This window comes from Tunicatimonas pelagia (assembly GCF_030506325.1).
GTDB classification, from domain to species: Bacteria; Bacteroidota; Bacteroidia; order Cytophagales; family Cyclobacteriaceae; genus Tunicatimonas; species Tunicatimonas pelagia.
The window spans coordinates 7,096,702-7,120,970 of the sequence record NZ_CP120683.1 but is presented as its reverse complement, the minus strand read 5'-3'; the positions used below and the strand labels follow the sequence as shown (position 1 = coordinate 7,120,970).

The 24,269-nt window shown below is 44.4% G+C and carries 14 protein-coding genes; 11 read left to right on the top strand and 3 right to left on the bottom strand.

All coding sequences use genetic code 11. The annotated features are described in order from the left end of the window. The first annotated feature begins 231 nt into the window (after positions 1-231). The 6 genes from P0M28_RS30165 (at position 232) to P0M28_RS30140 (ending at position 9,414) form a co-directional block, all read left to right on the top strand. Complete coding sequence (locus tag P0M28_RS30165) at positions 232-954, top strand: PspA/IM30 family protein (protein ID WP_302207234.1); 723 nt, start codon at positions 232-234, stop codon at positions 952-954. An 88-nt stretch (positions 955-1,042) separates the two neighbouring features. Then, positions 1,043-1,678 (top strand): OB-fold-containig protein, encoded by a 636-nt coding sequence (locus P0M28_RS30160; protein ID WP_302207233.1) that lies wholly within the window; start codon positions 1,043-1,045, stop codon positions 1,676-1,678. A gap of 11 nt (positions 1,679-1,689) precedes the next feature. Next, entirely contained in the window at positions 1,690-3,858 is a 2,169-nt protein-coding gene (locus tag P0M28_RS30155) for a flotillin family protein (RefSeq protein ID WP_302207232.1), read from the top strand. 73 nt (positions 3,859-3,931) lie between these two features. Then, on the top strand, positions 3,932-4,141 hold the full coding sequence (locus tag P0M28_RS30150; RefSeq protein WP_302207231.1) for a hypothetical protein: 210 nt from the start codon (positions 3,932-3,934) through the stop codon (positions 4,139-4,141). A gap of 77 nt (positions 4,142-4,218) precedes the next feature. After that, positions 4,219-4,488: a hypothetical protein gene (locus P0M28_RS30145; protein ID WP_302207230.1), complete on the top strand. Its 270-nt coding sequence runs from the start codon at positions 4,219-4,221 to the stop codon at positions 4,486-4,488. A gap of 48 nt (positions 4,489-4,536) precedes the next feature. Continuing rightward, a complete protein-coding gene (locus tag P0M28_RS30140) occupies positions 4,537-9,414 on the top strand; it encodes a DNA repair ATPase (protein ID WP_302207229.1) in 4,878 nt (1,625 codons plus the stop codon). A 325-nt stretch (positions 9,415-9,739) separates the two neighbouring features. On the opposite strand, the gene P0M28_RS30135 is transcribed toward P0M28_RS30140, so the two are convergent. Beyond that, on the bottom strand, positions 9,740-12,028 hold the full coding sequence (locus P0M28_RS30135; RefSeq protein WP_302207228.1) for a T9SS type A sorting domain-containing protein: 2,289 nt from the start codon (positions 12,026-12,028) through the stop codon (positions 9,740-9,742). 148 nt (positions 12,029-12,176) lie between these two features. Between P0M28_RS30135 and P0M28_RS30130 the strand changes: the two genes are divergently transcribed. Next, positions 12,177-15,713: an FG-GAP-like repeat-containing protein gene (locus P0M28_RS30130; protein WP_302207227.1), complete on the top strand. Its 3,537-nt coding sequence runs from the start codon at positions 12,177-12,179 to the stop codon at positions 15,711-15,713. 5 nt (positions 15,714-15,718) lie between these two features. Further along, on the top strand, positions 15,719-20,056 hold the full coding sequence (locus P0M28_RS30125) for an ELWxxDGT repeat protein (RefSeq protein WP_302207226.1): 4,338 nt from the start codon (positions 15,719-15,721) through the stop codon (positions 20,054-20,056). Positions 20,057-20,227: 171 nt separating this feature from the next. On the opposite strand, the gene P0M28_RS30120 is transcribed toward P0M28_RS30125, so the two are convergent. Both P0M28_RS30120 and P0M28_RS30115 read right to left on the bottom strand, forming a co-directional pair. Next, the gene (locus P0M28_RS30120) at positions 20,228-20,632 is read right to left on the bottom strand and encodes an Arm DNA-binding domain-containing protein (RefSeq protein WP_302207225.1); all 405 of its coding nucleotides are present in this window, start codon (positions 20,630-20,632) and stop codon (positions 20,228-20,230) included. Positions 20,633-21,104: 472 nt separating this feature from the next. Further along, positions 21,105-21,578 (bottom strand): hypothetical protein, encoded by a 474-nt coding sequence (locus P0M28_RS30115; protein WP_302207224.1) that lies wholly within the window; start codon positions 21,576-21,578, stop codon positions 21,105-21,107. 161 nt (positions 21,579-21,739) lie between these two features. On the opposite strand from P0M28_RS30115, the gene P0M28_RS30110 reads away from it, so the two are divergent. The 3 genes from P0M28_RS30110 (at position 21,740) to P0M28_RS30100 (ending at position 23,194) form a co-directional block, all read left to right on the top strand. Beyond that, a complete protein-coding gene (locus P0M28_RS30110) occupies positions 21,740-21,943 on the top strand; it encodes a cold-shock protein (RefSeq protein ID WP_302207223.1) in 204 nt (67 codons plus the stop codon). Positions 21,944-22,022: 79 nt separating this feature from the next. Continuing rightward, positions 22,023-22,226 (top strand): hypothetical protein, encoded by a 204-nt coding sequence (locus tag P0M28_RS30105; protein ID WP_302204934.1) that lies wholly within the window; start codon positions 22,023-22,025, stop codon positions 22,224-22,226. Then, positions 22,223-23,194 carry a hypothetical protein gene (locus P0M28_RS30100; RefSeq protein WP_302207222.1) on the top strand — a complete coding sequence of 324 codons (972 nt, stop codon included), beginning with the start codon at positions 22,223-22,225 and terminating at the stop codon, positions 23,192-23,194. The genes P0M28_RS30105 and P0M28_RS30100 overlap by 4 nt, the downstream gene beginning before the upstream one ends. Positions 23,195-24,269 lie beyond the last annotated feature (1,075 nt).

The following is a 24,269-nucleotide window of genomic DNA, read 5'->3' as shown; positions in this document are numbered from 1 at the left end:
ATTGATCCGGACAAGGTAGTATTAAATTGAATCATCTTAGCGATGAGCATGTAGGTTTATTCAAAAAAACGGCGCGTTCGTAACCGTCTGCTTTCTTTTCTTTACAGCCTGGTAAGTTTTGACAATTCGTCATTAACATATGACTAATTGAGAAAGGATGCAACATGGTTGGAGTGCGTATGGAAAGGATTAAACCGAATTGTTATCAACCACCATTTAACCAATGTGACCATGAATATCTTCACTCGAATTTTTAAAATTGGACAAGCCGAAGCCCACGATGCTATCAGTAAATTGGAAGACCCAATCAAGGTAACCGAACAGGGTATCCGCGATTTGAAAGTTGATCTTGAAAAAGCTTTGCAGTCGCTGGCGGAAGTAAAAGCGCAGCAGATCCGCTCTAGTCGGGAGCTAACAGCTTACCAGAAGCGAGCTACTGACTATGAGCAGAAAGCTGTTCTCCTGCTGAAACGAGCCGAATCTGGCGAACTGGAAATGACCGAAGCGGATCGCCTGGCTTCGGAAGCACTCCGCCGGAAAGAACATGCCGATAAAGATGCAGCTTTGCATCAGCGGGAAGCCCGCCGTTACGATGCTTCAGTGCAACAACTAGAAAATACCGTAGATACGCTGAAGGCAAACATCACTACCTGGGAAAATGAATTGCGAACATTAAAGTCGCGCATGAAGGTTAGTAAGGCTACCAAAACTATCAATAAGCAACTGGCTGGCGTAGATTCTAGTAGTACTGTTGCCATGCTTGAACGAATGAAAGCCAAGGTAGAAGAGGAGGAAGCCCTAGCGGAATCCTACGGCGAAATTGCCAACCAGCCTACCACCGTCGATGCAGAAATCGAGCGAGCGTTGGATACCGGAAGCAATCCTTCTGCCGACGAGCGCTTACTAGAGCTCAAAAAACGACTGGGCTTGCCACAAGCAAACAGTAATGAATAATGACGAATGAGTAATGATTAATTGTATATGTCACTGGTCATTACTCACCAATCATTAGTCATTCATCATCAATCATCATTCACTAATTATGAAAGAACTGTTCACCGCCGCCGCGTCGGCCCCCAACTTGATTTCCACACTGCTGCTAGCCTTTGTAATGATTTACTGGCTGGTGGTACTGGTCGGAGCCATCGATATTGACTCGCTCGATGTAGATGTTGACCTAGATACAGACGTGGATGTCGATGCTGACGTGGACGGTGACCTTTCAGGGAATGGGCTAAATGAGGTGCTGGCCTTCTTTAATCTGGGTCAAGTACCACTAATGGTTTTTCTTACCTTCTGGATTCTCCCGGTTTGGGTACTAACTGTTTTGGGAAATTACTATCTCGGTAACTCCTCGTTTCTGATCGGACTGTTGATTCTGATTCCTACTCTTATCGCTGGGCTATTCATTGCAAAAGTATTGACCAATCCGCTGGCGAAAGTTTTTGGTAAGCTGAATCAGGAATCTAACGAAACAGTTATCGGGAAAATCTGCACCATAACCTCCCAGGCTTCGCACCAACGGGTGGGACAGGCACGGGTAAAAACTGCGGGTGCACCCCTGTTACTCAGTGTAAAAACCTACGAGGGCGTTTCCCTTGACCGGGGTGATACCGCGATGGTCATCGAGCAGCAGGAAGGACGTAACATTTATTTTATTGAACCTTATATTGACTAAACTCTACTCACATGGAACAATCTATGTTATTATTCGTCGGCATCATCGTCATCGTATTTCTCTTTGCGATCGGGGTTGCTATCATCAAAATGTACCGCAAAGCTTCCCAAGGACAAGCCCTGATTGTCACCGGAGGGGCGGGCGGGGCAAAAGTATCATTTTCCGGTTTGCTGGTAATTCCGGTACTGCATCGTCTGGAAGAAATGGACATTACCGTAAAAACCATCATGATCTCCCGAACGGGTAAGGATGGTTTGATCTGTAACGACAATCTTCGGGCTGATATTCAGGTTACCTTTTTCGTTCGGGTAAACAAAACCAAAGAAGATGTAATTCACGTCGCCCAGTCTATCGGTTGCGATCGGGCATCTGATCCCAAGCAGTTAGAGCTACTGTTCGACGCTAAATTTTCGGAAGCCTTAAAGACGGTAGGTAAGCACTTTGAGTTTGTGGAGCTGTACAATTCCCGAGCGAACTTTAAGGATAAAATACTGGAGGAAATCGGCACCGATCTCAACGGCTATATTCTGGACGACTGCGCTATTGATTATCTGGAGCAGACTCCCCTAGAGTATCTGAATGCGGATAATATTCTGGATTCAGAAGGTATCAAGAAGATCATTGATCTTACCTCTGAGCAAAAAATTCAATCCAACCTGATTGAAAACGAAAAGAAGAAAACCATCAAAAAGCAGGATGTGGAGGCTGAAGAAACCATTCTGCAACTGGAGAAGCAACTGACTGAGCAACGCGAACGTCAAGAAAGCGAAGTGACTAATATTCGCTCTCGTGAAGCTGCCGAGCGTGAGAAAGTCCGCCAAGAGGAGCGCAAGCGTTCTGAGGAAGCCCGCATTCTAACTGAAGAAGAAGTGGGGGTTGCCGAGCAAAATAAAGACCGTCAGATTCTGGTTGCTCAGCGTAATAAGGAACGCACCGACGTTATTGAGCAGGAGCGTGTAGAGCAAGCTAAAGCGTTGGAAGCCACTGAGCGGGAGCGTGTCGTAGAACTGGCTCAAATCGAGAAAGAAAAGTCGCTGGAAGAAGAGCGGAAGAATATTCAGGAAGTGATTCGGGAGCGGGTGATGGTAGAAAAAGCGACGGTGGAGGAAGAAGAGAAAATCAAAGACACTAAAGCCAAGGCCGAGGCTGACCGGAATAAAGAAGTGGCTCTAATCAACGCTGAGAAAGAAGCGCAAGAGTCTTTGGTTAAGGAAATCAAATCTGCTGAAGCCGCGAAAGAAGCCTCCGAACACCGAGCGAAGCAATTGATGATTGACGCCCAAGCCGAAGAAAACTCGGCTGAGCACAAAGCCCAAGCCATGAAGACAATGGCGGAAGCGGAAGCCGCCCAAAACGCGGCTATCGGACTATCCGAAGCCCAGGTGATGGAAGCCAAAGCCGCCGCTCGCGAGAAAGAAGGGGAAGCTGAAGCCGGAGTCATCGAGGCCCAGGCCGAAGCCGACGCCAAAGGTATCAGTCTACGGGCTGAAGCGCAGTCGGAAGCTGACGAGAAACTTGGACTGGTTGCGGCACAGATTAGTTTAGAGCAAGGAAAATCTGATGCTGAAGTGATTGAAACCAAAGCGGCAGCCGAAGAGAAGCAAGGTATGGCCGAAGCCCGGGTGATGCAGCAGAAGTACAAAGCCGAAGCCGAGGGTATCCGCGAGAAAGCCAACGCCATGCAGGTGCTGGACGGTCCCGGTAAGGAGCATGAAGAGTTCAAGCTACGTTTGGAAACCGAGAAAGCCCTGGAGCTGGCGAAGATCGATATTCAGAAGGATATTGCCGAAGCTCAGGCGCAAGTGATTGGCGAAGCTCTGAAAGCCTCTAACATTGAGATCATCGGTGGGGAAACCATGCTGTTTGATCAGATTATGGGTTCCATCGCCAAAGGCAAAGCCATTGACGGTATGGTGCGGAAAAATACCACCTTGCTAGATATTAAAGATACATTCTTTAATACCAATGGCGGGGGAACTTTCAAAGATAATCTTAACAAATTCATCAGTCAGTTCGGAGTATCCTCCGAAGACATGAAGAATCTCACGGTGTCGGCTTTGCTCTTCAAGCTGATGAACCAGACCGATCAGCCGGAAGTAAAAGGCAGCTTGACTAAGCTAATGGATATTGCCCGTTCTGCTGGATTAGCCGATGAACCAGTCAAGAATATCAAATTATAACCAACCCTCACCCTGTGGTCGGTCAGAAGCTAAAAGACTTTTGGTCGGCCACATTACCCTAAACTTTCACACTATGCATACCAATACTAACTTTAATAAATCAATTAAAATCAAGGGAATTAGTGTTCCAGCGATTCTTTTTCTAGCCGGCATGGTAGCAGGTTACTATATCAGCAGCGGAGATACATTTTCGCTCGAGAGCGATGAAGAATACACCAATAAAAGCATTTACTATTCCGACTCTGGTCAGTTTTCATTTCCAGTTTTTGCCTTACCCTTCTAGCATCGAGGATAGAATACATGCCCAAGAAATAGTTGATGGGACTAACTTAAATTAATATTTACACATAAATAGAAAACATGATGGGAGCTAGTGGAGTAATTAGTGCTATGAAGAAAAGCTACGAGAATAATCGAGCTTTACTTCGCCGTAAGGGTACATTTGAAGTTTTGAAGAATCATCACAAAAATAATCCCAGTTATCGAGCAAATATTGCTAACAACTACGAAGCATTGAAACAGCTAAGATATGAGCAAGAGATCAAAAGAAAGAAGGCTAGGTGGTACACTTTGCTGGTGGCTATTGGTTTACTAGCAGTACTGCTATCCGGATTGAGTCTTCTGTATTAATCGTGTCGGAGATCTCTAAGCAGCTATTCATTTAACTACAAACATACAATGCCCAATCAAGATACATCCAATCCTACTTTAGAAAATAGTACCTATGAAATTCTGAAGAATCGCTTGCAGCAAAGCGCAACTGATCTGCGGGATCGTTTGGGTAAGCTTAACGAAGCTCGCAAAGAGGTTTTTGGGGCGATTGAAACTACGCTGATTGCTACCGAACGGGTGCATACGGCGCACAACTGCATCCCCTACGATATGGTGCCAGTGGGCGAGAACTTCATTTTTGGCTACAACGTACATTTGGGGCTAAAGTCACAAGTGGAGTTATCGGATGTATTCAGTCTGTATTCCTATCGCGATCATAGTTTTCATGAGCTAGGCTATGATCTAATCAGCAACGCTACGTTTCAAGATGACTTTCAGAAGCTATACAAATACTATAAAGATACCAAGTTTGTCCGCTTTGTGCTCAGCGAGCCGTTCGTGTACATGGTATTTCAGATCAGCAAGAGCGCGAGCGATATAAAAGCGTTCAAGTGGGAAATTAAGGGCGATACGCTAGTGTACCGCGACAACCGTAGTGAGCACGAAATCTCGGTACCCGAACAGCATGCCTTCCGTTGGAAAAGGGCTACCCGCGACGATCAACGAGCCGGAAAGCACCCGCATGTATCGGTAGCTGATCGGGTATTTGTTGACACACTGAATGGTAACCTTACGCTGAAAGTAGAAGACAATACCGATGCCGGGCAGGGAATTTATCAGGAACCGGTAGATAACCCTGACCAAACGCTAGACGATGCCGAAGTCTACTATTCGGTGCTGGATAATTTAGTGCTGTTGAAGATTCGTCCTTATCAGGAAAAAGCTTACCGCTATCTGGCGTACAATGCCAAATTGCAAGAAGCTCGGCGGATTGATGCCATTGAAGAAGCGTGCATTGTACTACCTGACGATCAGGGAATTTTGTTTCCGAACGGTTATTATCTGCAAACGGGGGAGTTCAAAGCCTTTGAGATCAGTCAGGATTCGTTGGTCTACGAAAAAACTATTGCTTCGCCCAATGGAGAAGATTTTCTCTACGTTTTCTACAATCAGAATTATCATCAGTACCAATTACTGCCCTACAATATCATCAATCAGGAAATTGCTAATCCAATGGTCGCCCACGGTTTTGCGATTTTTGAGAATGGTGAGCTTTGCTATTTTAATGCGGATGATGAGCCTAAGAAGCACCACGCCATCCGTATTTGGCAAACTCCTTTTGTCGGGCCAAATTATCCACTTTCGTCCCAGAGCGATTCTTTTCTCTACAAAGTTGGCAACAAAGATATTGTGCGAGCAATGGCCGAATGTCAGGCACTGCTCACGCTGATTGATAAAGGTGAAAATTACCAAAACTTATACGTTGATCTCCAGCGACAATCTACTACTTTGTTAGACGCCTACTACTGGTTAAATCGTGACGAAGCCCAGCAAATTCATAAGCCGCTCACCGCCCTTCGCAATACGGCATCGGCGGCTATTGATGAGTTTGAAAAAGTTACTAGTATTCGGCAAAATACGCAGCAACAGGTAGCTGAAACCACTCAAGCGGTAGACCAACTACTGCGCGAGCTGAAAAGCCAACCGAAGAAACATATCCAGGAATTTGTCCATGCTTTAGCCCGGCTGCGGGAGAAACGAGGTGAAGTGATTTCGCTTAAAGAACTACGCTACGTAGATGCTGATAGGGTTGAAGAGTATGAGGGAACATTGGCCGATGTGGCTCAGTCCACCGCGCAGTATACTGTAAAGTTTTTACTCAAAGATGATTCTTTAGCTCCTTTCACCAAACAGGTAGCTGAATTTGAGCAGGGGCTAACCAAAGTTGGTAAGGTTGTAGACATTCAGGAGCTGGAGAAAAAGATCGCTGATTTTTCGGGCGAACTGGAAATGCTAATGGAAGTGGTGAGTAATCTAAAAATTGAAGATGCTACCCAAACTACCCAGATTATCGACCGTATCTCGGTCATCTTCACCGAGCTGAACAAGCTAAAAGCCCAACTCAAACGCAAGCGGAAAGAACTGCTCGGTCAGGAAGGAAAGGCTGAGTTCCACGCCCAGTCCAAGCTGATTCGTCAGGCATTGGTCAACTATCTGGATGTAGCCGATACGCCCGAAAAGACCGATGAGTATCTCAATAAACTGATGGTGCAATTGGAAGAACTGGAAGGGAAGTTTGCTGAGTTCCCCGAAATGCTCAACCAGATCAACGAGCTGCGCGAAGAAATTTACAATGCTTTTGAAAGCCGTAAGGTTCAGTTAATTGAAGCTCGCAACCAACGAGCAAATGCCTTGCTACAAGCGGCTGATAGGATTCTAAAATCTGTCCAGCACCGTTTGTCTTCCTTCTCATCAGCCGCTGAACTTAACGGCTACTTCGCTTCCGATCTGATGGTCGAGAAAGTCCGAAGTATTGTCACTGAGTTGCAAGAAGTTGGCGATACGGTAAAAGCTGATGACGTAGAAAGTAGGCTGAAATCTACCCGAGAGGATGCACTACGGCAACTAAAAGACCGTAACGAACTCTACGTTGACGGCGCGCAGGTGATTAGGTTGGGGCAACATTCTTTTTCGGTAAATACTGCCGAAGTGGCGCTGACCACTGTCGTGAAGAACAATCAATTATTTTATCACATTACGGGTACTAATTTTTACGAGGGATTGGATGATGCGGATATCAATCGTTACCAACCTTACTGGAACCAGTCACTGGTTTCGGAAAATCAAGAAGTGTATCGAGCCGAATATTTGGCGTACCAACTTTTCGTGGCGGCTGAGGCTGGTGATGAAACGATTGCGCTTTCCGACATCGATGGAGAACTGACTAAAGAAGTATCGGATTGGGTGCAGCAGTTTGTCGCCAGTCGTTACGACGAAGGTTATGTGAAAGGCGTACACGATCAGGATGCGAGGCATATTTTGCAACAACTAGCCCGTATTCATCAGCAAGCCGGACTGTTGAGATATTCATCAGAAGCGAGAAGTTGTGCATTGATGTGCTGGCAACAGTTTTTGGAAAAAGAGCAGCAGCAACGATTGAATTTTCAACTCAAAGGAGCGGGAGCTATTCTTCAGGTTTTTCCGCACACTAAAGAATTTGATCCGGTACTTAACCAGATTCAGACCAGCATTCAAGATTTTGTTCAGCAAACGTCTTTGTTTGATGCTTCGGTGATTACTGAAGCCAGTGAGTATTTGTTCTACGAACTAATTGGTGATGATAAATTTACGATCAATCAGCAGTCGATTAATCTGAAGGAAGCTTTTGAGAAATACCTAGCGAAGCAAAAAGCCGAGGCTAAGTACCGTAAATCTGTCAGTGATTTAGCTGAACAGCTCTGGGTACAGTATGATCTTATTCGTAAGTGGGTACAGTCGTTTGCGGAACAGGTTGAGTTGGACACCGCCTATGTTTCCGAAGCGGCAGCACTATTGTTTAACCCTAAACAAAAGGTAGAAACCAGCGAGGTGACTCTTAGCACTACGATGGAAAATATGCAGGGCAACCATCCGGTCATCGAGGACGGGAAATACGAACTGCATTACCAGACGTTCTTCCAGAAGCTTAGCGAATTTCACCATGAAGCTGTACCCGCTTACCGGGATTTTCAACAGCGAAAGCGAGAGCTTACCCAGCAGTTTACCGAAGAGCTACGATTATCCGAATTTAAACCCCGGGTAATGTCTTCCTTCGTGCGTAACCGCCTGATCGATCAGGTGTATTTACCGCTGATTGGCTCTAATCTGGCGAAGCAAATCGGGGCTACCGGGGAAAATAAACGAACTGACCTGATGGGGATGCTGCTGCTAATTTCCCCGCCGGGTTACGGAAAAACTACGCTGATGGAATACTTGGCGAATCGGCTCGGCTTGGTCTTTATGAAAATTAATGGTCCGGCGATTGGTCATCAGGTAGTATCGGTAGATCCGAGTCAAGCACCTAACGCTGGGGCACGAGAGGAACTGGAGAAACTTAATCTCGCCTTTGAGATGGGCGATAATGTGATGATCTATCTGGACGATATTCAGCACTGCCATCCCGAGTTTTTGCAAAAGTTTATCTCCCTCTGCGATGCTCAGCGTAAGATTGAAGGCGTGTACAAGGGGCGCAGCAAAACCTACGATTTCCGAGGTAAGAAAGTCTGCGTAGTGATGGCGGGAAACCCCTATACCGAGAGCGGTGATAAATTTCAGATTCCCGATATGCTGGCGAACCGAGCCGATATTTACAATCTAGGCGATATTATCGGCGACTCCGCCGAAGCGTTTAAGTTGAGCTACATAGAGAATAGTTTAACCTCTAACCCGGTGCTGAGCAAACTAGCTATCAAGAGCCAAGCTGATGTTTATACGCTGGTAAAGTTAGCGCAAGATAACTCTGCGGAAGGAGTAGAGTGGGAGGCCAACCATTCTGCCGAAGAAATAAGTGAATACATAACTGTGATGAAAAAGCTCATTACTATCCGGGATACCGTGCTTACCGTGAACTTGGAGTACATCCGTTCGGCAGCTCGAGCCGATGCTTACCGCACTGAACCACCGTTCAAGTTGCAGGGTTCGTACCGCGATATGAACAAAATGGCCGAAAAAGTAGCTCCCATCATGAATGAGGACGAGCTAAAAACGCTCATTAATACTCACTACGAAAACGAAGCTCAAACTCTGACCTCAGGTGCCGAAGCTAACTTACTCAAATTCAAAGAACTTCACAATGCCTTAGAAGGAGAAGCGAAACAGCGATGGGGCGAAATCAAAACAATCTTTCAGCAGGAGCAGCGCAAAAAAGGCACCAATGGAATGGGGCAAGCCGTTGCTATGATGGAAGATATTTCGGAAAGCTTGAGAGGAATAGCCCAATGGCTTCAGCAAAAGCCTGTTGAATAGAACCAGGTGCTGAATGCTCTGAGAGTCCGCTATGGCTAGTGTAGCCGTGGGTTTGCGCCCCAGTAATATCCTTTCCAGTCGGTTGAAAGCCGCATTCATTTTCTTGATGGCCCCGTTCTTTTTCTACTTGTCAAAATAGTAATAGTATTTGTAAAGTAATTTGACCAAAAAACTCTACTTTTGAGTCGTCCTAAAATTGGGAAGTCTACATTCCTTCCCAACGGTGAACCCTATCGCCAAGAGGAAGTGCAACGGATTAAGCAGGAGATTGGAGTTCAGTAAAGAAATTCACTCAATTTATCAAACCCCTTTCACCATGACGCAATCATTTCTGTATTTTAAATAGCATTATGCGACTGGAAGTATGAATTTTCAGTAGATAAACACCCGGTCTGACATCATCAGCCTCCAGTACTTTAGCCGATGGAAAACTTTTTACTTCCTTCCCATTGATGTTCATCAGCGTTGCCTTCTCGACGGTTTGTGTTGATTTAATGTAAATCTTTGACTCGAATGGAACAGGATACACACGAATATCCTCCGGGGTTTCTTCCAAACCCAATACGAGTTCAACTAATACACTATCTGACTCACTATAACATCCCGCTTCATTTGTAGCCCCAACCTTATAGTACCCATTTTCCTCTGGAAAAACAGAGACATGTCCATCAAATTCCTCAAGTAGCCTTCCATTGAAATACCATTCATAATTGAGACTACCCGAAGCAACCAAAGAATCACCAAGTGGCATCACTGTTAAAGAGGGGGGCGCGGTGCTAATAAGATATAAGGTATCCTGGTTAGAACAACTAGTAACTGTATTTTTTATTTGCAAGATCACGAATGAGGTGTCTGTGGCACCCGTAATTATGGTTGCTTTGTTTTTATCAGTATTTAATATATGTAGATTCCGCCACATGTAAGTGTACTCTGGATGGTAGTCAACTTCGAGGATTAATTTCTCTCCTAAACAAACGGTTACTGAATCGTATTTAAAAAGCGAGATTGGATTTGAATGTATGACCACATCGGTATCCTCAGTACGATTTGATGCTAAGTCAACCTCTACTCCTTCAATAATACCTGGGCATCTAGTATTACTATTGATTTTCACTGAATACAAGCCCGGCTGTTTGACATATATACTCCGTTGATTATCAAAATTAAGTTTCCGACCATCTTTATACCATTCAGTATAAACTGCATAGGGATTCTCAATGACTAGTCGTGCTGAATCCCCGTGGCAAAAATTTGGTACGTGACTAAGTGTGAAAGAACTAGGATCAGGGCAAATGTTATCGGTAGTATCTTTTGCACCCGCTAGGAAAAAATCCTTATCGCTATTGCCGCTGTTGTTTACTGTATAAGAAGCGTCAAGATGCAGTGTATCACTTTTATAGTTACCTGCGAGGAATATAGCTTTACCATCCACCGCAATGCTTACCCCCTCGTCATTAGACGACCCCTCGGTTAGTTTTAACCACTGGGGGTACCCTATTTCGCTGAATTTTAGGATAGCTGCCTGTTCTGTACTGCTGGAATCACTTTGTATATGACCGGCTTTATAGGGCGCAGCTAATCCGGACGTAAAATAAACATCAGTGCCGTTGGTGGTAACTCCACTTTTTAGCGTGTACGTCGGACCAAATTCTACAAATCGGGTAAACAGAAGCTGGCCTTCGTTGCTAAGCTTCGCTATAAATTTATCGGAGCGATGAACATAATTGCGAACGGTCCAGATACCTGATGCGTAGACATTTCCTTGATGATCTACCGCTACCGAAAATGCTCTGGAATGATTCGGGGAATGAAATACCTCAGCCCATTGATATTCCCCGTCTAAGGTGTATTTTGCAACAAAACCTAATCCTGAGATAGGAGCCTGGAACGTACTTTCCTCAAAAGTAATGATGCGGCCAGACAAATCGCCTACCAGATAGACACCATGGCTGTCGACGGCTACGTCGTGGATAAACTCTTTCTGATTACTCCCGGGAGTTCGCACCCACAGCACTTCACCTTCATTACTAAATTTGATCAGTAACAAATCATGGTCAAACCCTTGCCTTCCTCGCACGTGATACGTTGAGTCTCCTAATACTAAAAAATTATTGAAATGCCCTCCTACGTAAACATTGTCCTGTTCATCTATAGCTAAGCCTTCACCCAAGGCTCGCCCGTTTCCACGAGGAGTGCTATAGTTTTTCAGAAACAGAATGGTGCCATTTACGTCTATCTTCATGAGGAATAATCCGATCCCAGTACTATACACGGTGTGTCCTTCGACTGTAAACCCATGAGAATATTTGCCTAACAAAAAAACATTTCCTTGTGAGTCTACCTTTATTTTAACCCCTGAAGTATCGAATTGTCCAAAACTTTTAGCCCAAACAACCTGCCCCTTATTTGACAGCTTCATGACAAAAGCACCATTATCACGAAGAATAGTGTCACCAATACTCGCATTAGTTACATAACCAGTAACGTAAACGTAACCAAGATGATCTACGGTGATATCGCGAGTATAGTCGTCTGTCCAGCCCCCCGAGCCTAATGCCCAATCAAACACCTGCCCTTGCGCGTAAGCTATTGGGACAAGTAAAAAAACAGTCACTAGCTTAATCCTTATGCTAAACATCCTTTCCGAAAAATTTTTTGTATAAACAAAAATATATTACTTTTGTATAAAGTAGCGATTAAAAGATGAAAAATCATAAAATTTACTTAAAAAAATAAATATATTACGTTATAAACCGCATTTATTGATCTTGATCCTTTACTTACTTGCTACAGAAAACAAGTTGGGGCAATCATTTCAAGAGGTAGAAATCACGGGTGGCGTAGGGCTTTGGAACGCTGACGTTCAGTGGGGAGATATGAACGGCGACGGACAGCTTGATCTGATCCATATAGGTTCTTTAGGAGGTGACCCTAGCTTTTTTATCTTTTACCAAGACCAAGGTAGCTTTATCCCTACCAGTCAGCTTCCCATCAGAACGCAAGCCGGGGTGACGCACCAAAGCTTCGACCTGGGCGATTTTGACCGAGATGGCGATATAGACATTATCTTATCCGAGGGCGCCCACTCTAAAAAATTGCTTATTCTAGAAAACACCCGGGAGGGCTTCCGGGAGTATACCAATCAGGGATTTGTTATCAATAGTGTTCCCTCTGCCGCGGTGATGTGGGGCGATTATGATCGGGATGGTGATAGTGATTTTTTCTTCAGCAAGTTCAAGCAACTAAACATCTATCAAAATAGAAAAGGAATCTTTGCTCGGTCAACGGATAATAGTATCCGTGACCTAACTTACGGGAATTGGGTAGATTTAGATGGTGATCAAGACCTTGATCTCATTGGGAGTGTTTCCGAAGATAACGTAGCAAGAGGATACGTTTGGAAAAACGATGGGTTCGGGGATTTTCAGAGGGACATACTAGGGTACGAGGCAGAGATACACGATGCGCAAGCGGCTGATTATGATGGTGATGGCAAAATAGACTTACTCTTAAAATCATATGTACAGCATAGTCTTCAACGTCTGGTATCAGGAAATACCGAAACAGTAAGCATTGACTTTCCCGAAACAAACAGAGCACTCTGGGGAGATTTTAATAATGACGGGTGGTACGATATTTTACTCAATGGTCACCAGTACTGCGCAAACGAAGCCCAACAAAGTTACTTGTATATTAATCAGGAGGGAAAGGACTTTACCCAAGCTGTTCTGCCCGAGATTAAGAGCTTGGGAAGGAGCGTGGTAGCTACTGCTGATTACGATAAAGATGGCGACTTAGATGTTGTAATGACTGGGTACAAGCAGTTTCATCTGTATCGAAATCTTTGGATCGAGCAGGGGAAAGCTAACACCATCCCCTTACCACCCGCCGGACTCTCCGAACAGGTAGTAGACAACCAAGTAAGTTTGTCATGGAGTAAAGATGTCGACCTGGAGACCAACGTAGCTTCTCTCACCTACAACGTGTACGTTAAAGACGAACAAGGAAGCTATGTTATAAGTCCGTTATCGGATACTTTGAGTGGCTTTCGTCGGGTGGCTCGTCCGGGTAACGCTTCGCTCAATTCGGGTTTCACGCTTCGCTGCCTGCCAGCAGGAACATACGCCTGGGCAGTTCAAAGTGTTGACGCAAATTATCGGGGCTCGGTCTTCACGGCTGAGAGGAAGTTTACTATCCAAGACAATCGGCCAGTTGCGCCTAAAAACGCACAATCAACCACAATATCAAACCATTCAATCCGCTTAGAATGGAAAGATGAGTCTGACAGTGAAGCTGCGTACGAAATTTATCGTGTTTCCGAAGACGAGGAATTCACTCCGATAGATAGGCCGCTGGCCACACTACCGAAGAACGTTACTTCGTTTTTGGACACATTTAATCTAACCAGCAACACTTCGTACACTTACAAAATTGTCTCTGCTAACTGCACCTATCCCGACAAGTTTTTTGCCCAACTGGAAGCCGCCACTTTTCCTGATCCCTACGAGGCTGACTTTGGCCTTTATCTTGATGAAACGGAGGGAACGTTCTCGTCATTGGCAGATCTGGACAACGACGGTGATCTGGATCTATTACTGAGCTCAGCCAATGAAGAAACTAATGCTACTTTAGCGACCCACGTATATTTGTGGCAAGACACTTACTACGAAAGAACGAACCAAAAATTCCCCCCGGTATTCAATGATGCTACTCTACGTTGGATAGATTTTAATAACGATGGATACTTGGATTTTTGGCTGAATCTGCGCGAGCGTTGGTACGTCGCCGATTCGGCGGGACTATTTATCAACGATGGCACCGGTCATTTCACCGCTCAGTTACCTTCCGAGTATTTGGGAGACTCAATCGTATTATCTTCAAATTTTGTTTGGGAAGATTATGATCACGATGGTGATGTAGACATTATGCAATCAAAGGGTGGTTATAACGAGGCTCATCCGATTACTATTTACGAACAAAAGGATAATCGCGAATTTCTGGACTCAAACATCACTTCCATACGGGGAGATATAAAGAGCAGCCAACCATGGGCTGACTACGATAATGACGGTGACTTGGATATTATCGTCGCGCAAACTACCAGCTGCGGAGTCAACCGATGGGTTATCTATGAGCAAAAGGCCTCTAAAGTATTTGAGCCTAACGTGCTGGAAGGCCTGCCCGCTGTTACCGCTCATCTCCCCCTGTCGAGAGGAAAAATGACTTGGCTCGATTATGATGGTGACGGGTGGTTAGACATCTTGCTGGCTGGTTCAACGTACTGCGGTAATGGGGAAGGCAAAGTAGCATTGCTACGAAACATGGGCGACCGTTCGTTTACCGAAGTGTTTCAGGATACCTTTGTGAGAGAAATCTACGACATACAAATTGCCTGGGGAGATTATGACAACGATGGTGATACCGATATTCTGATTTACGGTGACCCCCACGGAGGTGCGCAACACACTCACATTTACGAGAACCAGGAAAATTTAGCTTTTCGGGAAACATACCCTTATCTACTTAAACACACGCATCAAGGGCACATGTCGGTAGGAGATATTGAAGGAGATGGCGACTTAGATGTGGTAGTCTTAGGAGAGACCGACTATGTAAGTCCTAAAGTTATTCTGTATCGTAACAACATGTCACCTCGCTGGAACCGGGTCAACTCCCCGCCCGAGTCTCCCACCAACCTTCAGGCTTCGGTATCGGGTTCCACCGTTATTTTCTCGTGGGATGCGTCTACCGACGCTGAATCATCCAGCACTCATCTTACGTATAACCTCTTCGTAAAAGACGCTAATGGAAGGTTTGTAGTACATCCCTATGCCAACGAAAATGGCGTGCTACAGTACCCTACGTTAGGCAATGCCCAAAAGAATAACTTCTTCGTACTTACATCGCTTCCCGAGGGAATCTACGAGTGGGGGGTTCAGGCCATTGACAACGGACACCTGGGTTCCGCCTTCTCATTGGCTCAAACTCTTATGGTCGATGCACTGACCCCCACCGCAATTATTGAAGAGCAGCCTCATCAGCCCGTACTTTTTTATCCAAACCCGGTCACCCAATCACCTTTGTACTTAAAGCTGCCTCCCGGGGAAATTGGCACTTATGATATTACGATTGTGGATAGTTTCGGTAAGTTATGTTATTCCCAACAGTTAGCAATAACTACCCTGTACGATCCATTGGAAATTAACTGGCTCGCTAACCAATCGGGGGTGTACATGGCTACGGTCAGACATAACGATAAGGTCTACCATCAAAAGTTAATATTCTTAAATTTGTTATAATTATTATGAGAATTACTATAATATTCGTGCTCTTAAGTACGGCTTCTACTACTACATTGGCCCAGCTTTTTTTGAAAGAATTTAAATCTACCGGTGAATCCATATCCTTTAAGAACGAACTGTATTTCGCTGCTGAAGATCAGGTTCACGGTATGGAGTTGTGGCGAAGCGATGGAACGGTAGAAAATACAGTACTAGTAAAAGATATCACCATCGGTGAGAACGGCTCTTCTCCCAAAAGTTTTTTGGTGTACAACGACCAGTTGCTCTTTAGTGCCAACGATGTTCGTCATGGAACAGAAGTTTGGATAACTGATGGTACAGAAGAAGGTACCCGGCTGCTGGTAGATCATATCCCGGGAACCAACAGCTTAAATCCTAGAAACTGGGTCGTTTACCAAAATCGGCTGCTTGTTTTAGGCAATCGCGATGAGGTTTTTGAAGTGTTTCCCTCAGAAAATCGCGTAGCGTGTTTTCCTGACTGTGATCGCCAGTTACGGGCAGCATCACTATTTACCACCAGCGAGGGTTTATATTCTTTTAGCGATCACCGAGAAGAGTTATCAATATATGATGAGTCTGAACAAAGATTCGAACCTATTAATGCCGCTGGTTTCGAGAATATCACGCGCTATCGCCATCATGAAAACCGGTTGTACGTAGCCGGGAGCGGGAAGATAGGCCGGGTCAACGAAGCCACCCGTGAAATTACGGTGCTCTCTTCCTGGACCATCGATCGATACGGAAGAATAGAGGTTGATAATCTGACGGGGGTGGGTGACTTATTGTTCTTTTCGGTGCGCCTGAACTTTAACCGAGACAATGGCGGGACGAAGGACAGTGACGCTCTGTGGGTGACGGATGGGACGGTTCAGGGAACCCAGATGCTTAAATCTTTTTCGTTCGACCCACACGCGTATAATTCTGAAATCATGAACTTTGCCGCTGCCAATGGTAAGCTTTATTTTGTCGGCAGAACGGGCTACAGCTCCTCTGCTAACCTTTGGGTATCCGATGGCACCGAAGCCGGAACCCAAAATGTATCCGATGTGGTGGTCGTTAAATACGATGACAGGGATGAGCAGGACGCAAGACTGACCGAGTGGAAAAACCAGCTTTATGGTAGGACTCCCGTAGGCTTGGGCATTTATGATCTGAACTATCCTGACTCATTGTACTTGTTCGGGGGAGACTTTCAGGAAATAGACTTCAAAGCCGGGGTGGGAGAGGACTTCTATTTTGCCGGAGTGGATAGGTTTCATCAAGACTTATGGGTTGACATTCCCCAACCAAAAATTTCGGTAAGCCACTCACAACTAGACTTTTCTGCATTGGCGGCGGATAGCTGTGCACAAAAGACCATACGTATTTCCAACATTGGTCGCAAAAACCTTTACTTATCAGACGTTACGGTATCAGGTAACGCTTACTATATCAGTTCGGACTCAGACTCACCGCTACTTCGTCCCGGTGAGTCGTCTGATGTGCAATTAACTTTCTTCCCCGATACGGCAGGGTTACATGACGGATTGGTAAGCATCGTAAGTAACGATCAATCCGAACCAACGGTGAATATTCCTGTTTCTGGGGCATCGTTTACCCAGGCTTTGCGAGATTCATCGTATTGTTTTGGGGTAGCAACCCTGACCAAGAAAGTAACGTTCAGCAGTACCGCTCAAGCAATTAAACTTACTAAATCTACCATAGACGAAAACCAACCCTCAAAAACGGTGGTAGGAGTACTTTCGGTGTCGACTCAGTCCCAAGGCTATACTTTTTCATTAGTTCCGGGAGAAGGTGACCGGGATAATCGCTATTTTTCTATCAGCGGTAACCAGCTACTTTCCAGCCAACCAATAGACTTTGAATCCACTCCTCTGATGTCGGTACGAGTAAAAGCCGAAAGCACTCAAAGCACAGCGGAGGAAGTATTACTAATTGCAGTTACCGACGTTGAAGAAAACATCTCCGTTGTATGTGAAGATAACATGCAGTACCTCGACCAAAAGCTCGAGGATGTAGCATTCTTGGACAATAATGTGGTGGTTGCTGCCGGTCCGAACAATATCATCAAATCTACAGACGGTGGAACCAACTGGACGGATATCACTCCAAACCTAGCGGCCGAAAATTACCATACCGTACAGTATCCCGGAGACGGTTATCTGTACGTCACCGGTTCATCTTTTATTCTGAAAACCGACGACCTTGGAGAAAAATGGCAAATCCTAAAAATCTCTCAACAAGATGACATTATTACCAGCCTGTCGTTCTCTGATCAGAATCACGCTTTTGTAAGTACCCACACCGGCAATATCTATCAGAGCACCGACCAGGGCGGTCACTGGAAGTTTCAGGGGGCTATTGATGTCGGTAGTCGCTCCTACGATCGGAATAATATTAATGTTATTTCGTTTGTAGACTCACTTTATGGATTGGCAGGGGACCACCGGGGAAAACTGTATAAAACTTCCAACGGAGGTAAGGACTGGAGTGAGCTATCTTTAAATGGCATTGACGAGATTGGAGCGGTGATCCAACTACAGCTACTCAGTCGGGATGTTATTTATATGGTGAATCGTGGCGGAAGAGCGTATAAATCGACGACAGGCGGAAACAACTGGATTCCAGTATCTACCATTCAAAAAAAAATATCCCATCTACATATGCTCGACGAACAACGAGGTTTTTTCTTTAATCAAGACGAAGGGCTGTACGAATCAACCGATGGTGGTAATCAATGGAACCTAGTGTGTCAATCTAGAGGTGAAGTTTGGGGAATGGCCACCAATGAAGCAGGTAACAATGTCATTGCCGTGGGACAAGCAATTAGTAATTACTGGGAACAACATACTCATAAGCTTATCCTGGCTAGCCGCAACAGTGTATGGGAAACTGTTTCTGTACTGGAAATTGACCAGAGAACCCGGTTGAATATGATCAACAAGTCCTCAGGATTTGTTAAGACAAACTCTTACCAAGGGTATACAACTGCCTTTATTACCTACGATGCCGGGCTTACCTGGAAACCATTTCCATTACCAACCAACGATCAGGGGGATTTGAGTATGTATAATGAAAAAATTGGTTTTTATTTTACAAACGACATCCTGTATAAAACGGAAGATGGTGGAAACAACTGGAATTCGATAGTAAATAGTAGAGGAATTCAATCAATCAAGTTTTTAAATGACCAAATAGTACTTGCTTCTTCTTACAAAGAAGTATCAAGATCCACGGATGGGGGTAACTCTTGGGAGACTATATTAACAAATAATGAATCTGAATACTTTCACAAATTAGATTTTGTGAACAACACTACCGGATTTATTAAAAGAAAAAATGTAGTCTATAAGACTGAAGATCAAGGAAAAACCTGGAAGAATATCTTTTTTGATGAAAACATAGGAATAAAAGGGTTTGATTTTTTAGATGCCAATCTTGGTTTTCTATGGTCATATGAACGTAAATATGATAACCCAGCCCCACCGGAGCTTTACCGAACGGTTGACGGAGGTAACAATTGGGAGGAAATCCGCCGAGAAAATAATCAACAGGAGTTAACTCCAACTTTTCTAAACAAAATGATAGGCTGGGCAAGTTTTAACTCTACCATATACTATACTGAAGACGGAGGACGGAATTGGCTTAGAAGATACACAACAAGTGATGACGCATACCTGATAAATGTTGATGGAGATGTATTTATATCATCGAGTAGCGGCTTTGCTGACGATGCTAGAGTTCTTCGAAAACTAGAGGTTGAATTTAAGCCTGTAGTTGCTGGAAATATTGTGGGGGAGCGTGAAGTAGTAGGGGGAAGCACATACCACTACCAAGCACAAACACTTCAAAACGCAACGTATCAGTGGAGTAGCACCGGAGGCACAATAAAAAGGTCTGCTGGGCCCAACGTTTGGGTACAATGGGATGCTTATGTCAACGAAAACACGCTCACGCTCTCTTCAATAAGTGCCTGTGGCACTAATATGACAACAGCACTCAATCTTACGAAGAGACCTATGCGGACCACACCTACTGATTCTACGGATAACGTTGAAGAGGAGATTATTACCGGTGGAATACAGCCTTCTGATGTACAGCACCTTTTAGTTTATCCTAATCCGGTCACGCAAACCCTTTTTATAGATCTCAGCCAGTTTCGGCACCCAATAGAGTACCTCAAGGTGTATAATCAACTGGGGAAAACCATTGTAGAAATTAACCGTCCCGTAAAAAACGAATTCTCTATTGATTTTTCCGGCTACAAGAATGGAGTGTACCTTATAAAGGCTTGGAGTAGATCAAGCCATCACTCGTTCAAAGTACTTAAAGTCGATTAACTCAAGAATTAAGTAGTCGTAAACAGTGCGACATTCCCAGACTGTAAAAACTTCAAACTTTCGTGCTTTAAGCCAACAGTGAATCCGTAGTCTCATGTTTTGATTATGACTTTATCAACAATGCTTACTCCCCGAAGGCTTTCGCCATAAAATCCTTCTTAACTTCACAATTTATCCGTACACCCGATTAATGAACTTCATGACAGTTGTCGGTTTTCTGCCTAAGAACGATGTCAACGTATCATTTTTAACGTCCATCATACCCTCGGCTCCAGTGAATCGATTCTTAATAGCCTCGGCGGTGACCAGTTCATTCGCCGCTTTCATCTCTTGGTAGATGCTGTGTAACTGGTTCTGTACCTGGTCGAGGTAAAGGTTGATTTCTTGGGCTTCCTGGCGGGTGCCGTTAGCACGACCCTTCTTATTGTTCCAAAGCTTCATATCTAACTTTTGCTTAACCGAAACTTCTTTACGTTTACCGTCCACAGTAATGCGGACCCAGATCGGGGCTTGGCCATCTTTGGCCTTAGATTTATTGAGCCAGAACAGAATACTAAAGGTGTGCTGCGTAGTCATAGCAATTGGTTAGGGTTGGGTAACCGAATCGGATAAAACAGGTCACCAGTACGATGAGAATATTTGAAAAATATGAAGCGAAGGGAAAAGAAAAACCCTCAAATTCGTGGAATAAGAGGGTTTCTATAGTATTTGAAAGTGTAAAAGTCGGGATGACTGGATGAAAATACAGTTCCCTTAAATGTTGATTTTCAATAAGTTGTGCGGTCTATTTTTCGGTTAGACCATGTATTAGGCACATTTTTTTTGGTTCCGTTTGAACTCTTTTATAAAGGTACAATAATTTACCTATAGGGAAAAGCTAGCTTATGCATATATACCTGAAATTGTTGCTTGAGTGCTAGCAGTTTCCTTGTTAGGACTCGAGTCTGTAGTTATCATTCCCTTTACCCTACAATAGGGTAAATCCAGCATACCAACAAAGGGGTATAACTTAGCAGAAAATTACAATGTTAAAGGGAGGTGGCTACCTCTATCCAATACGAAAATGAGTCAGAGACGCCCGTACATTCTGCTGATTAGTATCAGGAATAATACTGAGTTCAATCGTAGTTACCTCTTTCAGGTTCACATAATAATTCTCTAATTCTCGAGTAGTTTGAGGAAGGCTAAAATTATACTGCTGCCGTACAATCTCCTGATAAGTGTGGCCACTATCCGAAGACCATCTCAGTACGAATTCCTGAGTACGGGGCTGTTGTTTTTCCTCAAAGAGTAACATAATCCTTCGGACATTACGGGGTTCATCAAAAATGATACGAATACATTGTGAGCCTGCCTGGGATGCTCGCCAACCTGCTTTTTTCTCTAAATCTAACGCTCCTTCTATGGGGTATGCCGGATCTTCCGATGTCAATTCCACCTGAGCCTGCTGTGTTAAGTCTAGCCAGTCTTGGTTGGTTGTTGATGAGTTTTCTAGATTCGGGTTAATAAGTTGTTTACGCATTGCAGTCATCTGTATACCACTTACTACAACTTGCCAATCCGACTAATAGTTTAGCCACATACATTTAGTTAATGTTGACGTGTATCCAAAATAAACAGCATGATGTGGAACGCTCTACTATAAATAACAGTTGAATGTTACTACACTTTTAATAAATACTGATGAAAAAAGGTACTGTAAAATTTTTTAATCCTGCTAAAGGCTTTGGTTTCATTAAACCCTCTGATTCAGGAGATGACATTTTTGTTCATGAGTCAGGGCTTACCGGAGAGGTACGTGAAAACGATGAGGTAGAGTACGAAGAGGAAAGGGGTAAAAAAGGGATGAATGCCGTGAATGTGAAAGTTGTTTCCTCAATGTCATAAGCAATAAAACTTACGTATCATCAGTTTGGGTGCATTTCATAATGTCGTATGAAGATAGTACCTTAAAAAGTAAAGAGCTATGACGAAAGAAGAATACCTAGACTTAGCAGCTTCCCGGTGGGACGCTCTTGAGTCGTTGCAAGACGAGAGGACTTTTTATGATTACGAAAAGAAATTTGATACCCTCTGGGTTGAGTTAGGCCGCCAAGTGCTAGAAAAAACCGTAGGGGTCTCTTCTACTGACCGACGGATTAAAAAAAAGTCCAAAGTCGCTACGGAATGATAGCAGTGAGTAAAGCCCATCGGTTCAGTCAGTACCTTTCAGGGAAAGTTACCCCCTACCTGACCGAACTGTTGGTATATGTAGGGCAAGATCATTGTTATGCGTCAGGTGCTCGGCTCATAGAGAAACTACTTCATGTGCCCAGTAATGCGACCCAGATCTATCGCCTGGTTCATCATTATGGGCAATCGGCCGCCACTTTATTAGCGGAAGAGACACCTGCGAAAGCAGTAAGCTCCTCAGAAGTGGTCTATGTAGAGATTGACGGCGGGATGTTATTAACCCGGGAACAAAGTTGGCAGGAAGCCAAGATTGGTCGGGTGTTTTGCGAATCGGATTGCTATAAGGAGCAGCCCGAACGGGGCTGGATCAAGCATTCTGAGTATGTGGCTCACCTGGGGCACCATCGGGCGTTTGAAGCCAAGATGGCCGTATTGACCGATAAGTATGAGGCGTTAGCTGAGCGTATGGTCGTGGTGAGTGATGGGGCACCCTGGATCAAAAATTGGGTGGATGCTGCCTATCCGCGAGCGACCCAAATCTTAGATTTTTATCATGTCAAAGAGCACTTAGCTCAGTTTGCACACCTCTATTTCAGTAACGCTCAGCAAAGCAAAGCTTGGCTGGCGCAAGTGAGTGAACAACTACTACAGCAGGGGGGAAGGCAAGTAGTGGCTACCATTGGGGCTTTAAAGACCACCACCCAAGCAGTAGGAAAGGCCAAAGCCAAACTGCTACGTTATTGTCAAAACAACACGTACCGGATGGACTATCCCTACTATGTTAGCCGAGGCTGGATGATCGGATCAGGAGCCATAGAAGCAGCCCAACGTACGGTAGCCCAGCAACGCTTAAAGTTATCAGGCCAACGGGGCCGGAAGGGAGCACAGCGGGTACTTGATTTGAGGGCACTCAATATGAGCGACCGATGGCATCAACTGCAAGATGTTATACGAAACGCTGCGTAACGTCATTTTGAAATGCACCCATCAGTTTTGCATGCTCCTTAAGGATTTGTTTTTTACAGGTCTGTCTGACTAGAGAAAGCACTCTCTGATCACCTTTTGATCTAAAATATAAGGCTCTCGTCTCAACACGGACTACTGTAGCAAGGCAACTTTTATTACTCCTCGAGCAGGCTTTTAGCTATGTCACTCACAGAAAATGAACAACTCGTACTTAAGTACTACTACGAACATATAATCGGATCTTTTTCTATTCCGGAGGTTTTTGAGCTACTTGATCTAAGTAGTAGAGATGAAAGGAGTACCAGGAAAGAGTTGAGCTGTTTAGGCTTGATCCAGCCGGTGGTTACTAACCAAGGTGGAACCTATTATGAAATCAGCGAATATGGAAAGCAGGTGCATAAAAGCCTTAGAGCTTTCAATAGCTGATTTTCACCGTATGAAAAACCTAGTCTTCCATGAAACGGCTAAGTAAAAACGCAACAATCGTATTTAGATATCTCTATAAAAGTGCCGACCATACTTTTACAATGACCGAGATCTATCATAGACTAGGTCTTTTAAGCGGAGATGAGAAAGACGTTGTGAAGGAACTGAGTGGGCTTGGGTTAATTCATACGGAAAGTGACTCAGGAGATGATCCTCTACACAGTATCAGCGAATACGGAAAGCGGGTCTATGAATCCTGATACGAGCAGAGTGGCTAAATAGAAAGTACTAAAGATTACAATTCAGCCTAGCTAAGCCACGGTGAATGAGTAAACCTTTTTTCTTACTGGATGATTTTCTCATGAAGTGAAACCAGTATCCTCTTTCACATCTGCTATGGAAAGTCCAATGGTATTATCGTTTCCTTTTAAGATAACTCATAAATTAGCGTCTGTTTCCAGAATTTGAGTATATACTTTATTCTTGTTCTTACATCCACAACTGAGAGTACACGACATCACCTTGAAGACTCTATCAAGCCGGGTGGTGGTGGCTGTCGCCGTTCTTTTTCATATCAGCTAAGTTAAAAGTTATTGTCTCAACTTACCGTCTACCTAGCATATCCACTCTAAAAATTCCTTCATTTTTT